Raw genomic sequence first — 21,876 nt, 5'->3', positions numbered from 1 at the left:
GGGGATTCCGGGGTGCTGCGGTATGTGACATATTACTGACGTGACCAAGTCGCTGACCTGCGATGTCGTGGTAGTCGGGGCGGGCATGGTGGGCGCGGCCTGCGCCTTCCACGCGGCCCGGGCCGGGCTGGACGTGACGCTCGTCGACCGGGGCCCGGTGTCCGGCGGCACCACCGGCGCCGGCGAGGGCAACGTCCTCGTCAGCGACAAGGGACCCGGCCCCGAGCTCCGCCTCGCCCTGCTGTCCGCCCGCTTGTGGGCGCAGCTCTCGGAGGAGTTCGGGACGGCCGTCGAGTACGAGCCCAAGGGCGGCGTGGTCGTCGCCTCGTCACCCGGGGGCCGTCTCGCCCTGGAGGAGTTCGCGACCGCCCAGCGGGCCGCCGGCGTCGAGGCCGTGCCCGTCGGTGAGCGGCAGCTCGAGGAACTGGAGCCGCACCTGGCTCCCGGACTCCCGGGCGGCATGCACTATCCGCAGGACGCCCAGGTGATGCCCGCCCTGGCCGCCGCGCATCTCGTACGGGCCTCCCACGCGAGGCTCGAGACCTGCCGGACCGTGACCGGCGTGCTGCGCTCCCCCGGCGGCGCCGTGCGCGGCGTCCGGACCGACCGGGGCGACATCCACGCGCCGGCCGTGGTCAACGCGGCCGGGGTCTGGGGCGGCGAGGTCGCCGCGCTGGCCGGCGTCCGTCTGCCGGTCCTTCCCCGGCGCGGGTTCGTGCTGGTCACCGAGCCGCTGCCGCGTCTGGTACGGCACAAGGTGTACGCCGCCGACTACGTGGCCGACGTGGCCAGCGACTCGGCGGCGCTGCAGACCTCGCCGGTCGTCGAGGGCACGGCGGCCGGCCCGGTGCTGATCGGCGCCAGCCGTGAACGGGTCGGCTTCGACCGGTCGTTCTCGCTGCCGGTGGTAAGGGCCCTGGCGGCCGGGGCGGTCCGGCTGTTCCCGTTCCTGGAGCGGGTGCGGGCCATACGGACTTATGCCGGCTTCCGCCCGTACCTTCCGGACCATCTGCCGGCCATCGGCCCCGACCCGCGCGTGCCGGGCCTGCTGCACGCGTGCGGTCACGAGGGCGCGGGCATCGGCCTGGCGACCGGGACCGGGCATCTGCTCGCCCAGGTGCTCACCGGACAGGTCCCGGAGCTGGACCTGACGCCCTTCCGTCCGGACCGGTTCGAGGGGGAGTTGCCGTGAGCCTCCGGCGGGAAGCCTCACCACGCGCGCGGGAGGAACGCCGCATGGATCCGTTGGAGTTGACCGGCGCCCGGCCCGGTCCCGCCTTCGCCGTCACCTTCGACGGCCGTGAGATCGCCGCACTCCCCGGGCAGACGGTCGCCGCCGCGCTCTGGGCCGCCGGGGTCACCTCCTGGCGCGGCACACGGCGTACGGGCCGGCCGCGCGGGGTGTTCTGCGGGATCGGCGTCTGCTTCGACTGCCTGGTGACCGTCAACGGCCGTCCCAATCAGCGCGCCTGCCTGGTCCCGGTGCGGCCGGGCGACACGATCCGCACACAGGAGGGGACGGGCCACGATGACTGACTCTCCCCGTCTCGCGGTGCTCGGCGCGGGCCCGGCGGGGCTCGCGGCGGCGACGGCGGCGGCCGCCGCGGGCGTCCGGGTCACCCTCGTCGACTCCGCCCCGGAGGCGGGCGGCCAGTTCCACCGGCAGCCCGCGGCCGGGCTGGGCGCGCGCCGCCCGCAGGCGCTGCACCACCACCGGCGCGCCTGGCGGCGGCTGCGCGAGAGGCTCGACCGTCAGCTCGCCGCGGGCGCCGTCACCCACCTGCCGGAGCATCACGTCTGGTGCGTCGAGCGGCACTCCGGCGGCTTCACCGTGCACGCGCTGCTCGGGCCGCTCCAGGAGGAGGGGGTGACGGTGGACGCCGACGCGGTCGTCCTCGCCACCGGCGGCTACGAGAAGGTGCTGCCCTTCCCCGGCTGGACCCTGCCCGGCGTGGTCACGGCGGGCGGCGCACAGGCCATGCTCAAGGGCGGGCTCGTGCTGCCCGGACGCACCGTCGTGGTCGCCGGCACCGGGCCGCTCCTCCTGCCCGTCGCGACCGGGCTGGCCGCGGCGGGCGCGCATGTCGCCGCGCTGGTCGAGTCCACCGGCCCGACCGCCCTCTTCCGCAACGCCCGCGCGCTGGCCGCGCGGCCCGCGAAGCTCGCCGAGGGCGCCGGGTACGCGGCCCGGCTCCTGCGTCACCGGGTCCCCGTGCTGGCCCGCCACACGGTGCTGGAGGCACACGGTGACCGCCGGCTGGACGCCGTGACGGTCGCCGCCCTCGACGCCGGGGGCCGGGTCCGTGGCGGCACCCGGCGCCGTATCGCCTGCGACGCGCTCGCCGTCGGCCACGGCATGCTGCCGCACACCGACCTGGCCGCCACCCTGGGCTGCCGCCTCGACGGGGTCGCCGTGTGCGTGGACGACGAGCAGCGCTGCGATGTGCCGGGCGTGTGGGCGGCCAGCGAGGCCACCGGCGTCGGTGGCGCCGAACTCGCCTGCGCCGAGGGGCACATCGCCGGGTGCTCGGCCGCCGCGCGGCTGACCGGCCGGCAGCCCGATGCCAGGACATGGCGGGCCGCGGCGCGGCGCCGGGCCGCCCTGCGCCGGTTCGCCGCCGCGCTCGACTCGTCGTACGCGCCCGCCGTCCACTGGACCGGGCTGGTGACCGACGACACCGTGGTCTGCCGGTGCGAGGAGGTCCCGGCGTCCGCCGTCCGGGCGGCGGCCGGCGAGCTCGGCGCCGGGGACGTGCGGACCGTGAAGCTGCTCACCCGCGCCGGGATGGGCTGGTGCCAGGGCCGGATGTGCGGGCCCGCTGTCGCCGCCCTCACCGGCTGCCCCCCGACCCCGGCCCGTACGCCGTTCGCCCGGCCGGTACCCCTCGGGGTGCTGGCCGGACATGCCCCGGACGCAGGGACCGGACCGGCCCCCGACAACCAGGACGGGAAGGACCCTCATGACGACTGACCGGCAACGCCCCTGGCGCGGCGTCCTCGTCGCCACCGCGCTCCCGCTCACCGCCGATCTGGCCGTCGACCACGACGCGTTCGCCGAGCACTGCGCCTGGCTCGTGGCGAACGGCTGTGACGGCGTCGTACCGAACGGCTCGCTCGGCGAGTACCAGGTCCTCACGCCCGAGGAGCGTGCCCGGGTCGTCGAGACCGCCGTCGCCGCGGTCGGTGGCGAGCGGGTGATGCCGGGGGTCGCCGCCTACGGCGCGGCGGAGGCCCGGCGCTGGGCCGAGCAGGCGCGCGACGCGGGCTGCGGCGCGGTGATGCTGCTGCCGCCCAACGCCTACCGCGCCGACGAGCGATCCGTCCTCGCGCACTACGCCGAGGTGGCCCGGGCGGGCCTGCCCGTGGTGGCGTACAACAATCCGATCGACACCAAGGTCGACCTCGTGCCGGAGCTGCTCGCGAAGCTGCACGGCGAGGGGTACGTCCAAGCCGTGAAGGAGTTCTCCGGCGACGTCCGGCGCGCCTACCGCATCGCCGAGCTCGCCCCGGATCTCGATCTGCTGATCGGCGCCGACGACGTCGCGCTGGAACTGGCGATCGCGGGCGCCAAGGGCTGGGTGGCCGGGTATCCGAACGCGCTGCCGAAGGCCTCGGTCCAGCTGTACCGCGCCGCGGTGGCCGGCGACCTGGACACCGCGCTGCCGCTCTACCGGCAGTTGCATCCACTGCTGCGCTGGGACTCACGCGTCGAGTTCGTGCAGGCCATCAAGTTGTCCATGGACATCGCCGGACGGTACGGCGGCCCGTGCCGGCCCCCGCGGGAGCCGCTGCCGCCGGAACAGCGGGCGGCGGTGCGGGCGGCGACGGAGAAGGCCCTTGCCGCGGGGCTCGGATAACGGAGGCGGCCATGCGCAGCACTCTCGTCCTGCACGCCGTCGACTCGCACACCGAGGGCATGCCCACCCGTGTGATCACCGGCGGCATCGGCACCGTTCCCGGCGCGACCATGAACGAGCGGCGGTTGTACTTCCGTGACCACCGCGACGACGTCAAGCAGTTGCTGATGAACGAGCCGCGTGGCCACGCGGCGATGAGCGGCGCGATCCTCCAGCCGCCCACCCGTCCCGACTGCGACTGGGGCGTCGTCTTCATCGAGGTCTCCGGCTATCTGCCGATGTGCGGGCACGGCACGATCGGGGTGGCGACCGTGCTGGTGGAGACCGGCATGGTCGAGGTCACCGAACCGGTCACCACGATCCGCCTGGACACCCCCGCCGGTCTCGTCGTCGCCGAGGTCGCGGTCGAGGGCGGCGCGGCCAGGAACGTCACCCTGCGCAACGTGCCGTCGTTCTCCGCGGGCCTCGACCGCAAGGCCACGCTGGCCGACGGGCGCACGGTGACCTACGACCTCGCCTACGGCGGCAACTTCTACGCCATCCTGCCGCTCGCGGAGTTCGGCCTGCCGTTCGACCGGTCCCGCAAGGACGACATCCTGAAGGCGGGCCTGGCGCTCATGGCCGCCGTCAACGCCGAGGAGGAGCCGGTCCACCCCGAGGACCCCTCGATCCACGGCCTGCACCATGTGCACCTGCTCGCCCCGGACGCCACCGCCCGCCACTCGCGCCACGCGATGGCGATCCACCCCGGATGGTTCGACCGCTCCCCCTGCGGTACGGGCACCAGCGCGCGCATGGCACAACTGCACGCCCGCGGTGAACTGCCGCTGCACACCGAGTTCGTCAACGAGTCCTTCATCGGCACCCACTTCACGGGCCGGCTGCTCGGCACGGCGGAGGTGGGCGGGATCCCGGCGGTGCTGCCGAGTCTCACGGGGCGGGCGTGGATCACGGGCACGGCCCAGTACCTGCTGGATCCCGAGGACCCGTTCCCGGCCGGATTCGTGCTGTGAGGGAGGCTGTGAGGAGACATGTCAGCAAGCCCGCACGACATCCGAGGAGCCACCTCATGACGGCGCCGCCCCCCAGCCTCCCCACGCTCGGCGGCAGGAGGAGCAGCTACCGCGAGCGGGTCGCCGACGCCCTGCGTGCCGCGCTGATCGCCGGCGAACTGCGCAGCGGGGAGGTCTACTCGGCGCCCACGCTCGCCGCGCGCTTCGGGGTCTCCGTGACGCCGGTACGCGAGGCGCTGCTGGACCTGGCCAAGGAGGGCCTGGTCGACACGGTGCCCAACAAGGGCTTCCGGGTCACGGCCGTCTCGGAGCGGCAGCTCGACGAGTACACGCACGTCCGCGCGCTGATCGAGATCCCGACCACGGCCGGGCTGGCCCGCACCGCCGACCCGGTGGCGCTCGCGGAGCTGCGTCCCGTGGCCGAGGAGATCGTCACCGCCGCGGCGGCCGGCGACCTCATCGCCTACGTGGGGGCCGATCTGCGCTTCCACCTGGGCCTGCTGGCCCTCGCGGGCAACGAGCACCTCGTCGAGGTGGTCCGCGATCTGCGCCGCCGCTCCCGCCTCTACGGACTGACCGCGCTCGCCCGCCAGGGAGGCCTCCAGGCGTCGGCCGAGGAGCACCTGGAACTCCTCGACGCCCTCCTCGCCCGCGACGAGCAGTCCGTCCGCACCATCATGACCCGCCACCTGAGCCATGTCCGTGGCCTGTGGGCGGCCCCGCACCCCGCCCCGGACGGCACCTCCCGGCCCACGCCCACGGACGCCGCGACCGCCCACTGACCGACGACTCAGCACCACGGCCGACGGCGAGTTCGAGACCGCCGGGCGAGCGGGGGCAACCGGACACCTCCGGTCGCCGATGCCCGAGGACCTGGCGCCCGGGCGACCGACGGCCGCGGACCCCCGGCCGAGCTTCCGCCGTCCGGTCGGCGGGCGCGCGTGACAGGAGTCACACCGCGGCGTAGTACGGAATCCGCCGCCGCTTCAAGGCTCACCCGGAGAGGGCAAGGTCACAGCCGCGCCCTCTGCTGCTCCTTTGTTTCCCTGACCTAACATCCGAGCATGACGGTCCTGCCCGACGACGGGCTTACCCTGGCCGCCGAGTTCTCCGACGCGACCCGTGAGCAGTGGCAGCGCCTTGTGGCGGGTGTCCTGCGCAAGTCGGGCAAGGACGTCGAGGGCGCGGCAGCCGAGGATGCCCTGGCCACCACGCTGGAGGACGGACTCCGCGTCCGGCCCCTGTACACCGCCCACGACGCCGCGCCCGAGCCCGGCTTCCCCGGTTACGCGCCCTATGTGCGGGGCGCCCGTGCCGAGGGGAACACCCTCGGCGGCTGGGACGTGCGGCAGCGGCACGCGACCGTCGACGGCGGCGCGGTGCTCGCCGACCTGGAGAACGGCGTCACCTCGCTCTGGCTGGTCGCCGGCGAGGGCGGCCTGCCGGTGGCCGAACTCGGCCGCGTCCTCGACGGCGTCTATCTCGACCTGGCCCCCGTCGTCCTCGACGCCGGACGCGATGTCGAGGACGGGGCACGGGAGTTGCTGCGGCTGTACGCCGAGCGGGGCGTCGCCCCGGAGGCGGCGCGCGGGAACCTGGGCGCCGATCCGCTGGGTCACGAGGCCCGTACGGGGCGGACGTACGACTTCCCCGCCGTGGCGGGGCTCGCGCGCCGCTGCGCCGAGGAGTACCCGGGGCTGCGAGCGCTGACCGTGGACGCGCTGCCGTACCACGAGGCCGGTGGCTCGGCCGCGCAGGAGCTGGGGTGCTCGCTGGCGACCGGGGTCGCGTATCTGCGCGCGCTGACCGAGGCGGGCCTGAGCATCGAGCAGGCCTGCGGCCAGCTGGAGTTCCGGTACGCGGCCACCGCCGACCAGTTCCTGACGATCGCCAAGCTGCGCGCGGCGCGCAGGCTGTGGGCGCGGGTCGCCGAGGTGTGCGGCGGGCCGGGTGCCCAGACGCAGCATGTCGTGACCTCGCCGGTGATGATGACGCGCCGCGACCCGTGGGTGAACATGCTGCGCACCACGGTGGCCACGCTGGCGGCCGGGGTCGGCGGCGCCGACGCCGTGACCGTGCTGCCCTTCGACCACGCCCTCGGGCTGCCGGACGCGTTCGCGCGCCGTATCGCGCGCAACACCTCCACGATCCTGATCGAGGAGTCGCATCTGTCCCGGGTGATCGACCCGGCGGGCGGCTCCTGGTACGTGGAGCGGCTGACCGATGAACTCGCCCACGCCGGCTGGGAGTTCTTCCGCACCATCGAGCGCGAGGGCGGCCAGGCCGCCGCCCTGCGTTCCGGCACGCTCCGCGAGCGACTGGCCGAGACCTGGGCCGCCCGCGGCGCGAAGCTCGCCGAACGCCGCGAACCCATCACCGGTGTCAGCGAGTTCCCGCACCTGGCCGAGAAGCCCGTCGTCCGCGAGCCGGCCCCCGAGCCGCCCTCCGGCGGCCTGCCCCGCGTGCGCCGCGACGACGGCTACGAGGCGCTGCGCGCCCGTTCCGACGCCCATCTCGCCGCGACCGGCTCCCGCCCCCGGATCTACCTGGCCACCCTCGGCCCGGCCGCCGCGCACACCGCGCGCGCCACCTTCGCCGCGAACCTCTTCCAGGCGGGCGGCATCGAGCCCGTCACCGGGGGCACCTTCGAGGAGAGCGGGGCGAGCGAAGCCTGCCTGTGCTCCAGCGACGAGCTGTACGCGGAGCAGGCCGAGGCCCGTGCCGCCGAGCTGACCGCGGCGGGCGCCACGCACGTGTTCCTCGCGGGAAGGCCCGGTCAGTACCCGGGCGTCGGCGGTTACGTCTTCGCGGGCTGCGACGCGATCGCCGTGCTCTCCGCGACCCTCGACCGGATGGGAGTGTCCTGATGTCCGTCCCCGACTTCTCCGGCATCGAGCTGGGCACCCCGGCCGCCGACGGCGGCGCCGACGAGTGGCGTACGGCGGTGAAGAAGGCGGCCGCCGGCGACGACCTGCTCTGGGAGACCCCGGAGGGCATCGCGGTCAAGCCGCTGTACACCGGGCAGGACCTGGAGGGCCTGGACTTCCTGGACACCTACCCGGGCATCGCGCCGTATCTGCGCGGCCCGTACCCGACGATGTACGTCAACCAGCCCTGGACCATCCGCCAGTACGCGGGCTTCTCCACCGCCGAGGAGTCCAACGCGTTCTACCGGCGCAACCTGGCGGCCGGTCAGAAGGGCCTGTCGGTCGCCTTCGACCTGCCCACGCACCGCGGCTACGACAGCGACCACCCGCGGGTGACCGGTGACGTCGGCATGGCGGGCGTGGCGATCGACTCGATCTACGACATGCGTCAGCTCTTCGACGGCATCCCGCTGGACCGGATGACCGTGTCGATGACGATGAACGGCGCGGTGCTGCCGGTGCTCGCGCTGTACATCGTCGCGGCGGAGGAACAGGGCGTACCGCCCGAGAAGCTGGCCGGGACCATCCAGAACGACATCCTCAAGGAGTTCATGGTCCGCAACACCTACATCTACCCGCCGAAGCCGTCGATGCGGATCATCTCCGACATCTTCGCCTTCACCTCGCAGCGGATGCCCCGCTACAACTCCATCTCCATCTCCGGCTACCACATCCAGGAGGCGGGTGCGACGGCCGACCTGGAGCTGGCGTACACCCTCGCGGACGGCGTGGAGTACATCCGGGCGGGCCGGGAGGCGGGCCTGGACGTGGACGCGTTCGCGCCCCGGCTCTCCTTCTTCTGGGCGATCGGCATGAACTTCTTCATGGAGATCGCCAAGATGCGCGCGGCCCGCCTGCTGTGGGCCAAGCTGGTCAGGCAGTTCGACCCGCAGAACAGCAAGTCCCTCTCGCTGCGCACGCATTCGCAGACCTCCGGCTGGTCGCTGACCGCCCAGGACGTGTTCAACAACGTCACGCGTACCTGCGTCGAGGCGATGGCCGCGACCCAGGGCCACACCCAGTCGCTGCACACCAACGCGCTCGACGAGGCGCTCGCGCTGCCCACGGACTTCTCCGCGCGGATCGCCCGCAACACCCAGTTGCTCATCCAGCAGGAGTCCGGCACCACACGGGCGATCGACCCGTGGGGCGGCAGCGCCTACGTCGAGAAGCTGACGTACGACCTCGCCCGCCGCGCCTGGCAGCACATCCAGGAGGTCGAGCAGGCGGGCGGCATGGCGCAGGCCATCGACGCGGGCATCCCCAAGCTGCGTGTGGAGGAGGCCGCGGCCCGCACCCAGGCCCGGATCGACTCCGGGCGGCAGCCGGTGATCGGCGTGAACAAGTACCGGGTCGACTCCGACGAGAAGATCGAGGTGCTCAAGGTCGACAACTCCTCGGTGCGCACCCAGCAGATCGAGAAGCTGCGGCAGCTGCGCGAGGAGCGGGACGAGACCGCCTGCCGGGACGCCCTGGACGCGCTGACCCGGGCCGCCGGCGGCGACGGCAACCTGCTGGAACTTGCCGTGCACGCGGCCCGGGCGAAGGCGACCGTCGGGGAGATCTCGGACGCCCTGGAGAAGGTGTACGGGCGGCACGCGAGCCAGATCCGTACCATCTCGGGCGTGTACCGCAACGAAGCCGGCGAGTCCCCGTCGGTCGACCGCACCCGCGCCCTGGTGGACGCCTTCGAGGAGGCCGAGGGGCGCCGCCCGCGCATCCTGGTCGCCAAGATGGGCCAGGACGGCCACGACCGCGGCCAGAAGGTGATCGCGACCGCCTTCGCCGACCTCGGCTTCGACGTGGACGTCGGCCCGCTGTTCCAGACCCCGGCCGAGGTCGCCCGCCAGGCCGTCGAGGCGGACGTGCACATCGTCGGGGTGTCCTCGCTGGCCGCCGGTCACCTCACCCTCGTACCGGCGCTGCGCGAGCAGCTCGCCGAGGAGGGCCGCGAGGACATCATGATCGTGGTCGGCGGGGTGATTCCCCCGCAGGACGTGCCGACGCTGCTGGACATGGGCGCGGCTGCCGTGTTCCCGCCCGGGACGGTGATCCCGGACGCGGCCCATGACCTGGTGCAGCGGCTGGCCGCCGGCCTCGGACACGAGCTGTGATCGATCTCGACGCGTATGTGAAGGGCGTGCTCGACGGCAAGCGGGCCATCGTGGCGCGCGCGATCACGCTCGTCGAGTCCACCCGGCCGCAGCACCGGGAGCTGGCCCAGCGGCTGCTCACCGAGCTGCTGCCGTACAGCGGCAAGGCGCGGCGGATCGGCGTCAGCGGAGTGCCGGGGGTCGGCAAGTCGACGTTCATCGACGCCTTCGGGACCATGCTGACCGGTCTCGGCCACCGGGTCGCCGTGCTCGCCGTCGACCCGTCGTCGAGCCGCACGGGCGGCTCGATCCTGGGCGACAAGACGCGGATGGAGCGGCTGGCGGTGGATCCGGCCGCCTTCGTACGGCCCTCCCCCACGGCCGGCACCCTCGGCGGGGTCGCCAAGGCGACCCGCGAGTCGATCGTGGTGATGGAGGCGGCGGGCTACGACGTGGTCCTGGTCGAGACGGTCGGCGTGGGCCAGTCGGAGACCGCCGTCGCCAACATGGTCGACTCGTTCCTGCTGCTCACCCTGGCCCGCACCGGCGACCAGCTGCAGGGCATCAAGAAGGGCGTGCTGGAGCTCGCCGACGTGCTCGCCGTCAACAAGGCGGACGGCCCGCACGAGCGCGACGCCCGGGCGGCCGCGCGTGAGCTGTCCGGCGCGCTGCGCCTGATGCACGGCAAGGACGCCTACTGGACGCCGCCGGTGCTGCACTGCAGCGCACGCGAGTCGACGGGCCTGGACACCGTCTGGGAGCGCCTCGAACAGCACCGCTCCCTGCTCGGCTCCACCGGCCGGCTCGCCGCCAAGCGGCGTGAGCAGCAGGTCGACTGGACGTGGACGATGGTCCGCGAGGACCTGCTCGGCCGGCTGCACGCCCACCCTGCCGTACGCGCCCTCGCCCCGGACCTGGAGCGGCAGGTCCGCGAGGGCGAGCTGACGGCGACGCTGGCGGCGGAGCGCATCCTGCGGGCGTTCGGGGGCGGCGAGCCGGCCCCGGTCCCGCCCTCCGGGTGAGACCGGGGCCGGCCGTGGCTCCTTACTCGTCGTCGGGAGCCAGCCGCAGCGAAATGCTGTTGATGCAGTACCGCTGGTCCGTAGGTGTGGGATAGCCCTCACCCTCGAACACGTGCCCGAGGTGCGATCCGCAGCGCGCGCAGCGCACCTCGGTGCGCACCATCCCGTGCGAGCGGTCCTGCACCAGCTCCACGGCGTCGCCCTCCTTGGGGTCGTAGAACGAGGGCCAGCCGCAGTGCGACTCGAACTTCGTGTCCGAGGTGAACAGCTCGGCACCGCAGGCCCGGCACGAGTACACGCCCTTGGCCTTGGTGTCGGTGTACTCACCGGTGAACGCGGGTTCCGTAGCGGCCTGGCGCAGCACGGCGTACTCGGCCGGCGTCAGTTCAACGCGCCACTGCTCGTCCGGCTTCTCGACGTCGTACGACATGGGTGTCAGCCCCTTACTTCGGCAGGCGGTCCAAGATGCGCGGTCCGAGGTCGGTGACATCGCCCGCGCCCATGGTGAGAACCAGATCGCCCGCCCCCGCCATTCCCGCGACCACCTCGGGCACCTCGCCCTTGTCGTGCACCGCCGTCACGTCCGCGCCCGCCGCCCGGGCGGCCTCGATGATCAGCTCGCTGGTCACGCCCGGGATCGGGTCCTCCCGGGCCGGGTAGATGTCCAGCACCACGGAGGCGTCGGCGAGGGCGAGGGCCTGGCCCATCTCCTTGCCCAGCTCCTGCGTCCGGGAGAACAGGTGCGGCTGGAAGACCACCAGGATCCGCGCGTCGCCCGCCGCCGCCCGCATCGCCTCCAGGTCGGCGCTCATCTCGGTCGGGTGGTGCGCGTAGGAGTCGATCACCTGCACCCCGGCCGCCTCGCCCTTCAGCTGCAGCCGCCGCTTCACCCCGGTGTACGCCGCGAGCGCGGGGGCCAGCTCCGTGGCCGGGATACCGAGGGCCACGCCCGCCGCGAGGGCGGCGACCGCGTTGTGGGCGTAGTGCCGGCCGGGGACGGAGACCGCGAAGGTGAGCTCCCTGCCGTCCAGCAGAACGGTGACCTCGCTCTTCAGCCCCTGCGGCACGACCGACAGCACCCGCACGTCGGCGTCGTCGGCCGCGCCGTAGGTCACGGTCCTCACGCCCGATGCCGCGACCCGCCGCGTCAGCTCCCGGGCCCCCTCCTGGTCCGCCGAGATCACCAGCGTGCCGCCGGGCACGATCTTGCCGACGAAGGTCTCGAAGGACTCGTGGATCTCGTCCATGGACGCGTAGTTGGCGTGGTGGTCGAGCTCGACGTTGAGCACGATCGCGACCTCGGGCGCGTACGTGTGGAAGCTGCGGTCGCTCTCGTCCGCCTCGGCGACGAAGATCTCGCCCTCGCCGTGCAGCGCGTTGGAGCCGGGCGCGTCGAGGTCCCCGCCGATCGCGTACGACGGCCGCAGCCCGAGCGCGGACAGCGACACGGCCAGCATCGAGGTGGTGGTCGTCTTGCCGTGCGTACCGGCGACCGCGATCGGCCGCAGGCCCCGCATCAGGGCGGCGAGCGCGTCGGACCGGTGCACCACGGGGATGCCCAGCTCGGCCGCGCGGGCCAGCTCCGGGTTGTCGGACCGGATCGCGGACGACACCACGACACAGCTGGCGTCGTCCGCGAGGTGCTCCGCCGCGTGCCCGAGGTGCACGGTGGCACCCAGCGCCCGCAGCGCCTCGACGGTCTCCGACTCCTTGGCGTCACTGCCGGCGACCTTGGCACCGCGCTGCGCCAGAATCTTCGCGATACCGGACATCCCGGCCCCGCCGATGCCGATGAAGTGCGGTCGGTCCATGGCGGTAGGAAGGCCGGGTGCCATGTGTGTTCTCCCCAAGATCCGGTACGACGAGCAGCGCACCCCGACGGGGAAGCGCGGCCCCAGCCTATTCCGTGCGGCGCGGGGTGCCCGGTAAGGGGGCAGCGGGGTCAGGCGGCCGGGGGGCGCCGGCGACCGGTGACAGGCCACCAGGCACCCGCACCCGCCGCGCCGCCCTACGCCTTGCTGTGCGAGAACAGCTTCAGCACCGGCACCCCCACCTTGTGCCGAGCCCGCGAGGCCCAGTCCCGATGGAAGAACTCCTCCACGTAGTGGGGATCCGTCAGCACGATCACCTCGTCCGCCCCGACCTCCTCCACCACGCCCTTCAGCGCGTCCAGCGGATGGTCCTCGATCAGCCGGCCCTCGGCCGCGCTGCCGGAGGCCCGCAGGGCCTGCAAGGACACGTCCAGCGCCCGCTGCCCCTCGCTCCTGGCCGCCTCGCCCTCCGGCGTCTCCCCCTCGCGCGCCGCCTCGTCCAGCTCCCCCAGCGCGAGGTCGTCGATGGCACGCAGCAGGCGGTCCGCCTGCTCGCCGCGCGGCTGGAGCAGCACGTGGAAGGTGACCGGCTCCTCCCCGTGCAAGGTGGTGACGAACTCCACGTCGGCGGACGTCAGGGCCTTCTCGATCATCAAAACGCTTGTGAACACCAGGCGCCCCTTCTCCTCCGAGGGCCGTGGGCCCTTTCGTCCTGCGGTGGCCGTCCGGCCCTGCGGAAACCATCCTGCCCCGTGATCGCGCGGGTAGTGCGGGTCACGGCGTGCCCGTCGCGAGCGAAGCGGCGCATTCCGTCGATCTCAGGTCCGACGGTAACGGGAGAACAGAAACCCGGCCTCTTCCAGCAGGGACGCCAGTTCGAACCGCTGCGGGACCGCCACCGCCGGCCCCCCGGCGATGCGCTGCGCACCGCCCGCCGTGAGCATCGGGGAGACGGTCAGGCACAGCTCGTCGAGCACCCCGGCCGCCACCAGCTGACCCAGCAGCCGGGGACCGCCCTCGGTGAGCAGCCGGGTGTGACCCAGCTCGGCGAGCGCCCGTACGGCCCGTGCGGGCTCCACACCGGCACCGTCCCCGGCGACCACCACCCGGGCGCCCGCCTTCTCGGCCGCCACCACCCGGTCCGGCGCCGCCGCCGCACCGGTGAGGATCAGCGTGGGGACCACGGGCGAGGCGAACAGCGGCAGGGAGAAGTCCAGGTCCAGACCGGCGCTGACCACCGCGATCGCGGGTACGGGCTGCTGCCCGGCCGCCTCACGCCGCGCCGCGAACTCGGCACGCACGCGTGCGGGGCGGTACCCCTCCTGGCGGACCGTTTCCGCGCCGACCAGCACGACGTCCGCGAGCGCCCGCAGCGTGCCGAAGATGCGCATGTCGGTGGCGTTGGAGATGGGCTGAGACCTGCCGTCGTGCTGCGCGGCACCGTCGAGCGTCGCGACCATGTTGGCCCGCAGCCACGCCACCGGCTCCCCCGTCTGCGGCTCGGGGTAGGCGTAGGCCTCCGCCAGCTCCGCGAGATCCCACTCACGGTCGGCCGGGTCCACTGTCGTGTCGGTCACAGGAAAGAGGCGTCGCATGCCACGCAGTGTTCCACGCGTGCCGCGATTCATCCGGGGCGCCGTCGGGCGGCCGGGCGTGCGGGACGGCGGATCGTCCGGCTCCGGGGCCGCACCCGCGCGGACCGGCGCCCGGACGCGTCCGCGGATCGGCCGGTGGCCGCAACCGCCCCCGGACCACCCCTTAGCATGGGTAAGCGTGTCCTCCTCCACCGCCGCCGGCCGAAGCCCCATAGCCGCCGAAGCCGCCCCCCTCTCCCTCTGCGCGCGAGAGCCGCACGTTCCCGCGGACCGCCTGGTGGCCGAGATGGTGCCCCCGCCCCGCTTCGACTCGGTGCGCTTCGGCACGTACATCCCGGACCCGAACCAGCCCAGCCAGACCGAGGCGGTGCGGGTCCTGGAGGGCTTCGCGGCCGGCCTCGGCGCGGCTCCCGGCGCCGGCAGGCGGGGTTTCCTCGGGTTCGGCAGGGCCAGGACACCGAAGGCCCCCGCCGGGCCCCGCGGTGTCTACCTCGACGGCGGCTACGGCGTCGGCAAGACCCACCTCCTCGCCTCCCTCTGGCACGCCACCCCCGCCGAGCCCGACCGCAAGGCCTTCGGCACGTTCGTGGAGCTGACCAACCTGGTCGGCGCCCTCGGCTTCCAGCAGACCGTCCGGACGCTCTCCGGCCACCGCCTGCTGTGCATCGACGAGTTCGAGCTGGACGACCCCGGCGACACCGTGCTGGTCTCCACCCTGCTCGGCAAGCTGGTCGACGCGGGCGTCGCGCTCGCCGCCACCTCGAACACCCTGCCGGGCAAGCTGGGCGAGGGCCGTTTCGCGGCCGCCGACTTCCTGCGCGAGATCCAGGGCCTGTCGGCCCACTTCCGCGCCCTGCGCATCGACGGCGAGGACTACCGCCACCGCGGCCTGCCGCAGGCGCCGGCGCCGTTCACCGACGAGCAGGTGACGCGGGCGGCGCACGCCACCGAGGGCGCCTCGCTCGACGCGTTCCCGCCGCTGCTCGAGCACCTCGCCCGCGTTCACCCCAGCCGGTACGGCGCGTTGACCGACGGCGTCAATGCGGTGTGCCTGACCGGCGTGCGGCCGGTTCCGGACCAGTCGACGGCGCTGCGGCTCGTGGTGCTCGCGGACCGGCTCTACGACCGTGAAGTGCCCGTCCTGGCCTCGGGGTTGCCCTTCGACCAGCTGTTCAGCGAGGAGATGCTGAAGGGCGGCTACCGCAAGAAGTACTTCCGGGCCATCTCGCGGCTGACCGCGCTGGCGCGGGACGCCCAGCGGCTGACCGAGGGCCGGTAGACGCCACGCCGTACGCCGCGTCGGGGGACGGATCACGCCAGCTCAACCTCACTTTTGAGGCTCTCTTCGGCTCGAAACGCCAAGTTAACCCTGCAAACAACTCTGCAGGGTTAGTGTCCTTCTTGACCAGCTGTTGACCAACCGTTGGTGCGGGCTAGAGGTGTGACCGAAGCGGAGGGAGGCCCGATGCTCCGAGGTACGACGATCCGGACCCTGCGCACGGCCCTCGTCGCGGTGTTGTTCACCCTGCCCTTCTTCGCTCCTCCCCCGCCCTTCGCAGCTGCGTACACGGCCCGTCACTTCGAGGCCAAAGCTCAGCCCGGAGTGACACGCTCCGGCGAGCGGATACGCGAGGGGGCCGAATCCGACGCGGTCGTGCCCAGCGCCGCGTACGACCACATGTCGAGACCCTCGACTGCCCACAACCCGGCCCTGTTCGAGGCCTGAGGCCCCTGAGGCCGGCCGCCGCGACCGACCGCCGGGAACGGAGCAGTCCCCTCACGCACCCTGTCACGCACGTCCGACGCGCCCCCACTGCGCGCCAGGAGGAATCACCACGTCATGCAGCCCCTCATCGACAACGCCCGCATGTTCGGACAGCGCCCTGAGGAGTTCGCTCAGCTGGCTCAGGGACAGTCGCCTGAAGTCCTGTTCATCACCTGCTCCGACTCCAGGGTCGTTCCGGCCCTGATCACCGGCGCCCGCCCCGGCCAGCTGTTCGAGCTGCGCACCGCGGGCAACATCGTTCCCCCCTACACCCCCGGCCGCCCCACGGGGGAAGCTGCCACCATCGAGTACGCCGTGGAAGTGCTCGGCGTCCAGGACGTCGTCGTCTGCGGCCACTCGCACTGCGGTGCCGTCGGCGCGCTGGTGCGCGGCGACGACCTCGACGCCGTACCGGCCGTGCGCGACTGGCTGACGCACGCCGCCGACCAGCCGCGGGCCGCCGACCCGGCCGACCCGACGGTCGCCGAGGCGGTGCAGACCCACGTCCTCGCACAACTACTGCGCCTGCGCTCGTACCCGTGCGTCGAGCGGCGACTGGCGGACGGCCGGCTGCGGCTGCGCGGCTGGTACTACGAGGTGCACACCGGCGCCGTACGCGAACACCGCACCGGCACCGGCACGTTCGAGGCCCTGTGAGGGCCTCCATGACCAAGTACCCCTATTTCAGGCAGGACTTCGCCGCCTCGGTCGTCGTCTTCCTCGTCGCGGTGCCGCTGTGCATCGGTGTGGCCGTCGCCTCGGGCGCCCCGGCCGAACTCGGCCTGGTCACCGGCATCGTGGGAGGCATCGTCACCGGTCTGCTGCCCGGCAGCAGTCTTCAGGTGTCCGGCCCGGCGGCGGGCCTGACCGTGCTGGTGTACGAGGCGGTCACCGAGTTCGGCCTGCCGGTGCTCGGAGTGCTCGTGCTGGCGGCCGGCCTGCTCCAGCTCCTGATGGGCGCCCTGAAACTGGGGCGCTGGTTCCGGGCCATCTCGGTCTCGGTCGTCGAGGGCATGCTGGCCGGCATCGGACTCGTGATCATCGCGGGCCAGCTGTACGCGGCGGCCGGCATGAAGGCCCCCACGTCCGGCATCGACAAGATCATCGGCCTGCCCGAGGCCCTCGTCCAGGCCGTCGGCAGCACCACGGCGGTAGCCTCCGTGGCGATAGGGGCCGGCACGATAGCCGTCATGGTGTCGTGGAAGCGGCTGCCGCAGAAGGCCCGCGCGGTGCCCGGTGCTCTCGCGGCAGTCGCCCTGGCCACGCTCGTCACCCTCGCGTTCGACCTCCCGGTCGCCACGGTCGAGGTGAACGGCCTGATCGACTCGATCCAGCCACCCGGCGCCGACGCCTTCGGCGAGCTGGCGAACCCGGCCGTCCTCGGCACCGTCCTGGCCTTCACGTTGATCGCCTCCGCGGAGAGCCTGTTCAGCGCCGCGGCCGTGGACCGGCTGCACGACGGTCCACGCACCCGTTACGACAAGGAACTGATGGCCCAGGGCGCGGGCAACACCATCTGCGGCGTTCTCGGTGCCCTGCCGATGACCGCGGTCATCGTGCGCAGCTCGGCGAACGTTCAGGCGGGTGCCCGGACCAAGGCCTCCCGGGTGCTGCACGGCGTCTGGCTGCTGCTGTTCGCGGCCCTGCTGCCGTCGGCACTGGCGCTGATCCCGCTGCCCGCGCTGGCCGGCATCCTCGTCCACGCGGGCTGGAAGCTGATCCCGTTCCGGCAGCTCGTCACGATGTGGCGCGACCACCGCGGTGAGGCACTGATCCTCGTCGTCACCGCGCTCGCCATCGTCGGGGTGAACATGTTCGAGGGCGTTCTGATCGGCCTCGCCCTGTCGGTCGCCAAGACCGCCTGGGAGGCCTCGCACCTCAAGCTGGAGGTCATAGACAAGGGCGCCGGGCCGATCCAGGCCCATCTGTCGGGCAACGCGACCTTCCTGCGGCTGCCGAAGATCCTCGACAGCCTGGAGTCGCTGCCCCAGGACCGGCCCATCGAACTGAACCTGTCCGGTCTGCATCACCTGGACCACGCGTGCCGTACGGCGCTGGAGAGCTGGGCCGAGCGGCACAGCACCACGGGCACCGATCCGGTGAAGGTGACCATACCCTGACCGGCCTCACGGCCCGGTGTCCGGTCCGGAGCCCCCGTGGCCCCGGACCGGACACCGGGCATATCGTTGCAGGAACAGACATCGCGGACCTCTGGCGAGGAGGTCGTCATGCTCGAAGAACTCCTGGTGGTGGCGGCCACGGCCGGTTCCGTGGGCGTGGTGTACCTCGGCGCCGCGGCGCGGGTCGTCAAGCAGTACGAGCGTGGTGTGGTGCTGCGGCTCGGCCGGCTCCGGGGCGAGGTGCGCTCGCCCGGATTCACGCTGATCGTCCCGTTCGTCGACCGGCTGCACAAGGTCAACATGCAGATCGTCACGATGCCGGTGCCGGCCCAGGAGGGCATCACCCGCGACAACGTGACCGTGCGCGTGGACGCCGTCGTCTACTTCAAGGTGGTCGACCCGGCGAGCGCGCTCATCAAGGTCGAGGACTACAAGTTCGCGGTCTCGCAGATGGCCCAGACCTCACTGCGCTCGATCATCGGCAAGAGCGAACTGGACGACCTGCTGTCCAACCGCGAGAAGCTCAACCAGGGCCTTGAACTGATGATCGACAGCCCGGCCGTCGGCTGGGGCGTGCAGGTCGACCGGGTGGAGATCAAGGACGTCTCGCTGCCCGAGACGATGAAGCGCTCCATGGCCCGCCAGGCGGAGGCCGACCGCGAGCGACGTGCCCGCGTCATCAACGCCGACGCCGAGCTGCAGGCGTCGAAGAAGCTCGCCGAGGCGGCCCAGCAGATGGCCGACACCCCGGCAGCGCTGCAGTTGCGACTGCTCCAGACGGTCGTGGCGGTCGCCGCCGAGAAGAACTCGACGCTGGTTCTCCCCTTCCCGGTGGAGTTGCTCCGCTTCCTGGAGCGGGCACCCCAGCTGACGGACCACCCGCAGGGGAGCCTCCAGGGCCAGGGCCGTGCGCAGGATGCGGGAAGCGTTCCGGAGGTGTCCCAGGAGCCGGGCCCCGTGCCCGCGGCGACACCGGGGCAAAGGCCCCAGCGGCCCGACGAGACCGCGAGCCTCACCACGCAGGCCGACGGCACTCCCGGCACCGGACAGCAGTCGCGCCCCACCCCGGGGCTCGCCGACGCTCCATGACAGGTGCCACACGCGTGGTTCCAGCGACCGGCGGTAGCTGATAGACACGGCGGGGTCACTGTCCTGTCCGCCAGCAGGAAGGTTTCCCCATGTCTGTGACGCGTCGTCATGCCCTCTCCCGTGGTGGTGCCCTGGGAGTGGGCATCGCCTTCTCGGGAGCCCTGTCCGAGCTCTTCGCCGGTACGGCCGCCGCCCAGCACCTCGGCCACACCGGATACGGCCCCCTGGTGCCCGACCCGAACGGCCTGCTCGATCTGCCGAAAGGTTTCCGCTATCGGGTCCTCTCCCGCGAGGGCGACCCGCTGCTCTCCGGCGAGGGCCGCGTCCCCTCCAACCAGGACGGCATGACCGCCATCCCCGGGCGCCACGGCCGTGTCCACCTCGTCCGCAACCACGAGAACCGCGTCACGTCGAGGCGCCCCGTCCCGGTGGTCGAGGGCCTCACCTACGACCCGGCGGCCAAGGGCGGCTGCACGGCGCTGACGCTGGAGTCCGGCATCCACGTCCGCTCCGAGCGGGTCGCCGTCGCCGGCACGGCCGTCAACTGCGCGGGCGGCCACACGCCGTGGCGAACCTGGCTGACCTGCGAGGAGACCGAGGACCGGGCCGGCACGGCCGGCTACACCAAGGACCACGGCTTCATCTTCGAGGTCGACCCGGCCGACCCGCACCGCACGGGCGCGGTCCCGCTGACCGCGATGGGCCGCTTCCAGCACGAGGCGATCGCGGTCGACCCCCGCTCGGGTGTCGTCTACGAGACGGAGGACGCCTTCGTCCCGCCCTTCGGGCTCTTCTTCCGGTTCCTGCCGAGGAAGCCGCTCGGCGGCACGGGCTCCCTGCGCGCGGGCGGCCGGCTCCAGGCGATGCGCGTGCCCGGGGTGCCCGACCTGTCGGCGGTCCAGGAGACGGGCGCGAGTTTCGGCGGCGTCGAGTGGGTCGACGTACCGGACCCGCTCGCCACCAGCACCTCCGTACGCCTCCAGGACTACGGCCCGAAGGGCATCACGCGCGCCCAGAAGCTGGAGGGCTGCTACTGGGGCGGCCGGAGCGTGTACTTCGTCTCCTCGTTCGCCCGCAGCGCGGACGGGTCGGCGGGCGACCACTCCGGCCAGGTCTGGCGCTACGACCCGGGGGCCCGCCGCCTCACCCTGGTGATCGTCTTCGGCCCGGACCACCATGTCGATCTGCCCGGCGAGTGGCCGGACAACATCTGCCTCGCCCCCGGCGGCGGCCTGATGGTCTGCGAGGACGGCAACGGCGCGCAGCACGTCTTCGGCGTCACCCGCCGGGGCGAGGTGTACGCGCTGGCCCGCAACCGTCAGAACACCGGTACGCCCCAGGCGCCCAAGTACGGCGAGTTCGCGGGCGTCACCTTCTCGCCGGACGGCGGGACGATGTACGTCAACTGCTACGACCCGGGCACGACCTTCGCGATTCGCGGTCCGTGGCGGAGGCCGCCGGCCGGGTGACCCGGCGTCGCGTCTGCGCCGAAGGCCGACCTAAAGGTCATATTTTCATACGGTGATCACTTATGCGCGTGGAGTCATCACCGTCTGTGTCCTGAGCGCCGCCCTCGCGGCCTGCGGCACCGACCGGACGCCGCAGGGCAGCCGGTCGGTGGCCCCCTCGGCACCCGCCTCCCCCTCGAAGCCGCCCACCCTCGCCCCCGGCCCCGCGGGCCTCACGCCGGTGTTCACCAGCGGCCCGCGGACCGGGGGCAAGACCGTCGCGCTCACCTTCGACGCCGACATGACCGCCGACCAGGGGCCTCGCGCGGCGGGCGGGGAACACTTCGACAACCCCCAGCTGATCGCGACATTGCGGGCGCTCAAGGTGCCGGCGACCGTGTTCATGACGGGCCGGTGGGCGGAGCAGTACCCGATCCAGGCCCGCGGCATCGGCCGGGACCCGCTGTTCGAGGTCGCCAACCACTCCTACAGCCACTACGCGTTCACCGCCGACTGCTACGGCCTGCCGACCGTCGGCGAGGAGAGGATGCGCACGGAGGTGGAGCGGGCGTACGCGGCCTTTCGCCGGGCCGGCGTGCGGGACGCGAAACCGTACTTCCGGTTCCCCGGCGGCTGCTACGACCAGCGGGCGCTGCGCGCGCTGAGCGGTTCCGGCGTGACGGCCGTGCAGTGGGACGTGGTGGGCGGGGACGCCTTCGCGACGGACGCGGACGCGGTGGCCCGGCAGGTGCTGGAAGGCGTGCGGCCCGGGTCGGTCGTCGTGCTGCACTGCACGCGCAGCGCGGCGCCGACGACCGAGCGGGCGATCCGGACGATCGTGCCGGAGCTGCGGCGGCAGGGGTACCGGTTCGTGAAGGTGTCCGAGCTGATCGGGGCGTCGGCCGCGGCCTCCGGAGGATCCTCGTGACCGGCATACGCTGGAGCCATGAGCGACGGTGACGACTACTGCCTGATCGACGCGAGCAGGCCGCCCAAGGCGGACGGGCCGCCCTACGCGGAATGCGTGCTGTGCCGGGAAGCGACGGAGTACCCGGAGTCGTACAAGGGGATCACGCTGTGTCCGGCGTGCGAGTGGCTGGAGGCGCAGCGCACGGCCTGTTCGGGGTAGCCGGCGC

At 72.9% G+C, this 21,876-nt stretch carries 21 protein-coding genes; 17 read left to right on the top strand and 4 right to left on the bottom strand.

Annotated features, from left to right (window positions below; translation table 11 throughout):
• The first annotated feature begins 40 nt into the window (after positions 1–40).
• The 9 genes from ACIHCM_RS11250 (at position 41) to meaB (ending at position 10,912) form a co-directional block, all read left to right on the top strand.
• Positions 41–1,192, top strand: a complete 1,152-nt coding sequence (locus ACIHCM_RS11250; RefSeq protein WP_399892651.1) for an NAD(P)/FAD-dependent oxidoreductase — start codon at positions 41–43, stop codon at positions 1,190–1,192.
• Positions 1,193–1,236: 44 nt separating this feature from the next.
• Positions 1,237–1,536, top strand: coding sequence for a (2Fe-2S)-binding protein (locus ACIHCM_RS11245; protein ID WP_399892648.1), 300 nt, complete (start codon positions 1,237–1,239; stop codon positions 1,534–1,536).
• Positions 1,529–2,971, top strand: coding sequence for an FAD-dependent oxidoreductase (locus tag ACIHCM_RS11240; RefSeq protein ID WP_399892645.1), 1,443 nt, complete (start codon positions 1,529–1,531; stop codon positions 2,969–2,971). The genes ACIHCM_RS11245 and ACIHCM_RS11240 overlap by 8 nt, the downstream gene beginning before the upstream one ends.
• Positions 2,961–3,857, top strand: coding sequence for a dihydrodipicolinate synthase family protein (locus ACIHCM_RS11235; RefSeq protein WP_399892642.1), 897 nt, complete (start codon positions 2,961–2,963; stop codon positions 3,855–3,857). The genes ACIHCM_RS11240 and ACIHCM_RS11235 overlap by 11 nt, the downstream gene beginning before the upstream one ends.
• A gap of 11 nt (positions 3,858–3,868) precedes the next feature.
• Positions 3,869–4,870 (top strand): proline racemase family protein, encoded by a 1,002-nt coding sequence (locus tag ACIHCM_RS11230; protein WP_399892639.1) that lies wholly within the window; start codon positions 3,869–3,871, stop codon positions 4,868–4,870.
• Positions 4,871–4,926: 56 nt separating this feature from the next.
• Positions 4,927–5,652, top strand: coding sequence for a GntR family transcriptional regulator (locus ACIHCM_RS11225; RefSeq protein WP_399892636.1), 726 nt, complete (start codon positions 4,927–4,929; stop codon positions 5,650–5,652).
• Positions 5,653–5,934: 282 nt separating this feature from the next.
• A complete protein-coding gene (locus ACIHCM_RS11220) occupies positions 5,935–7,737 on the top strand; it encodes a methylmalonyl-CoA mutase family protein (RefSeq protein WP_399892633.1) in 1,803 nt (600 codons plus the stop codon).
• Positions 7,737–9,911 (top strand): methylmalonyl-CoA mutase, encoded by a 2,175-nt coding sequence (gene scpA, locus ACIHCM_RS11215; RefSeq protein ID WP_399892630.1) that lies wholly within the window; start codon positions 7,737–7,739, stop codon positions 9,909–9,911. The genes ACIHCM_RS11220 and scpA overlap by 1 nt, the downstream gene beginning before the upstream one ends.
• Positions 9,908–10,912 carry a methylmalonyl Co-A mutase-associated GTPase MeaB gene (gene meaB / locus ACIHCM_RS11210; RefSeq protein ID WP_399892627.1) on the top strand — a complete coding sequence of 335 codons (1,005 nt, stop codon included), beginning with the start codon at positions 9,908–9,910 and terminating at the stop codon, positions 10,910–10,912. Before scpA ends, meaB begins: the two co-directional genes overlap by 4 nt.
• Before the next feature lie 22 nt (positions 10,913–10,934).
• Here meaB and msrB read toward each other — a convergent pair whose 3' ends face one another.
• From msrB to ACIHCM_RS11190, 4 genes are all read right to left on the bottom strand, one after another.
• Positions 10,935–11,342, bottom strand: a complete 408-nt coding sequence (gene msrB / locus ACIHCM_RS11205) for a peptide-methionine (R)-S-oxide reductase MsrB (protein WP_399892624.1) — start codon at positions 11,340–11,342, stop codon at positions 10,935–10,937.
• Between the two features lie 13 nt (positions 11,343–11,355).
• Positions 11,356–12,747, bottom strand: coding sequence for a UDP-N-acetylmuramate--L-alanine ligase (gene murC / locus ACIHCM_RS11200; RefSeq protein WP_399892621.1), 1,392 nt, complete (start codon positions 12,745–12,747; stop codon positions 11,356–11,358).
• A 173-nt stretch (positions 12,748–12,920) separates the two neighbouring features.
• Positions 12,921–13,376, bottom strand: a complete 456-nt coding sequence (locus tag ACIHCM_RS11195; protein ID WP_399892618.1) for an indole-3-glycerol phosphate synthase — start codon at positions 13,374–13,376, stop codon at positions 12,921–12,923.
• Between the two features lie 165 nt (positions 13,377–13,541).
• Complete coding sequence (locus ACIHCM_RS11190; protein ID WP_399892615.1) at positions 13,542–14,318, bottom strand: pyrimidine reductase family protein; 777 nt, start codon at positions 14,316–14,318, stop codon at positions 13,542–13,544.
• 178 nt (positions 14,319–14,496) lie between these two features.
• On the opposite strand from ACIHCM_RS11190, the gene zapE reads away from it, so the two are divergent.
• The 8 genes from zapE to ACIHCM_RS11150 all read left to right on the top strand — a co-directional run bounded on the left by zapE (position 14,497) and on the right by ACIHCM_RS11150 (position 21,869).
• Positions 14,497–15,597 carry a cell division protein ZapE gene (gene zapE, locus ACIHCM_RS11185; RefSeq protein ID WP_399892612.1) on the top strand — a complete coding sequence of 367 codons (1,101 nt, stop codon included), beginning with the start codon at positions 14,497–14,499 and terminating at the stop codon, positions 15,595–15,597.
• A gap of 186 nt (positions 15,598–15,783) precedes the next feature.
• Entirely contained in the window at positions 15,784–16,044 is a 261-nt protein-coding gene (locus ACIHCM_RS11180; RefSeq protein WP_399892609.1) for a hypothetical protein, read from the top strand.
• Between the two features lie 114 nt (positions 16,045–16,158).
• Positions 16,159–16,740 (top strand): carbonic anhydrase, encoded by a 582-nt coding sequence (locus ACIHCM_RS11175; protein WP_399892606.1) that lies wholly within the window; start codon positions 16,159–16,161, stop codon positions 16,738–16,740.
• Positions 16,741–16,748: 8 nt separating this feature from the next.
• Positions 16,749–18,203, top strand: a complete 1,455-nt coding sequence (locus tag ACIHCM_RS11170) for a SulP family inorganic anion transporter (RefSeq protein ID WP_399892602.1) — start codon at positions 16,749–16,751, stop codon at positions 18,201–18,203.
• A gap of 108 nt (positions 18,204–18,311) precedes the next feature.
• Positions 18,312–19,292: a slipin family protein gene (locus ACIHCM_RS11165; RefSeq protein WP_399892600.1), complete on the top strand. Its 981-nt coding sequence runs from the start codon at positions 18,312–18,314 to the stop codon at positions 19,290–19,292.
• Between the two features lie 89 nt (positions 19,293–19,381).
• Positions 19,382–20,761: an alkaline phosphatase PhoX gene (locus ACIHCM_RS11160; RefSeq protein ID WP_399892597.1), complete on the top strand. Its 1,380-nt coding sequence runs from the start codon at positions 19,382–19,384 to the stop codon at positions 20,759–20,761.
• 52 nt (positions 20,762–20,813) lie between these two features.
• Entirely contained in the window at positions 20,814–21,668 is an 855-nt protein-coding gene (locus tag ACIHCM_RS11155) for a polysaccharide deacetylase family protein (protein WP_399892595.1), read from the top strand.
• A gap of 18 nt (positions 21,669–21,686) precedes the next feature.
• Complete coding sequence (locus tag ACIHCM_RS11150) at positions 21,687–21,869, top strand: hypothetical protein (RefSeq protein WP_399892592.1); 183 nt, start codon at positions 21,687–21,689, stop codon at positions 21,867–21,869.
• Positions 21,870–21,876 lie beyond the last annotated feature (7 nt).

This window comes from Streptomyces sp. NPDC052023, from assembly GCF_044548465.1.
GTDB lineage: Bacteria > Actinomycetota > Actinomycetes > Streptomycetales > Streptomycetaceae > Streptomyces.
Note: the sequence above shows the minus strand (reverse complement) of the source record. Positions and strands in the feature narration are given on the sequence as shown.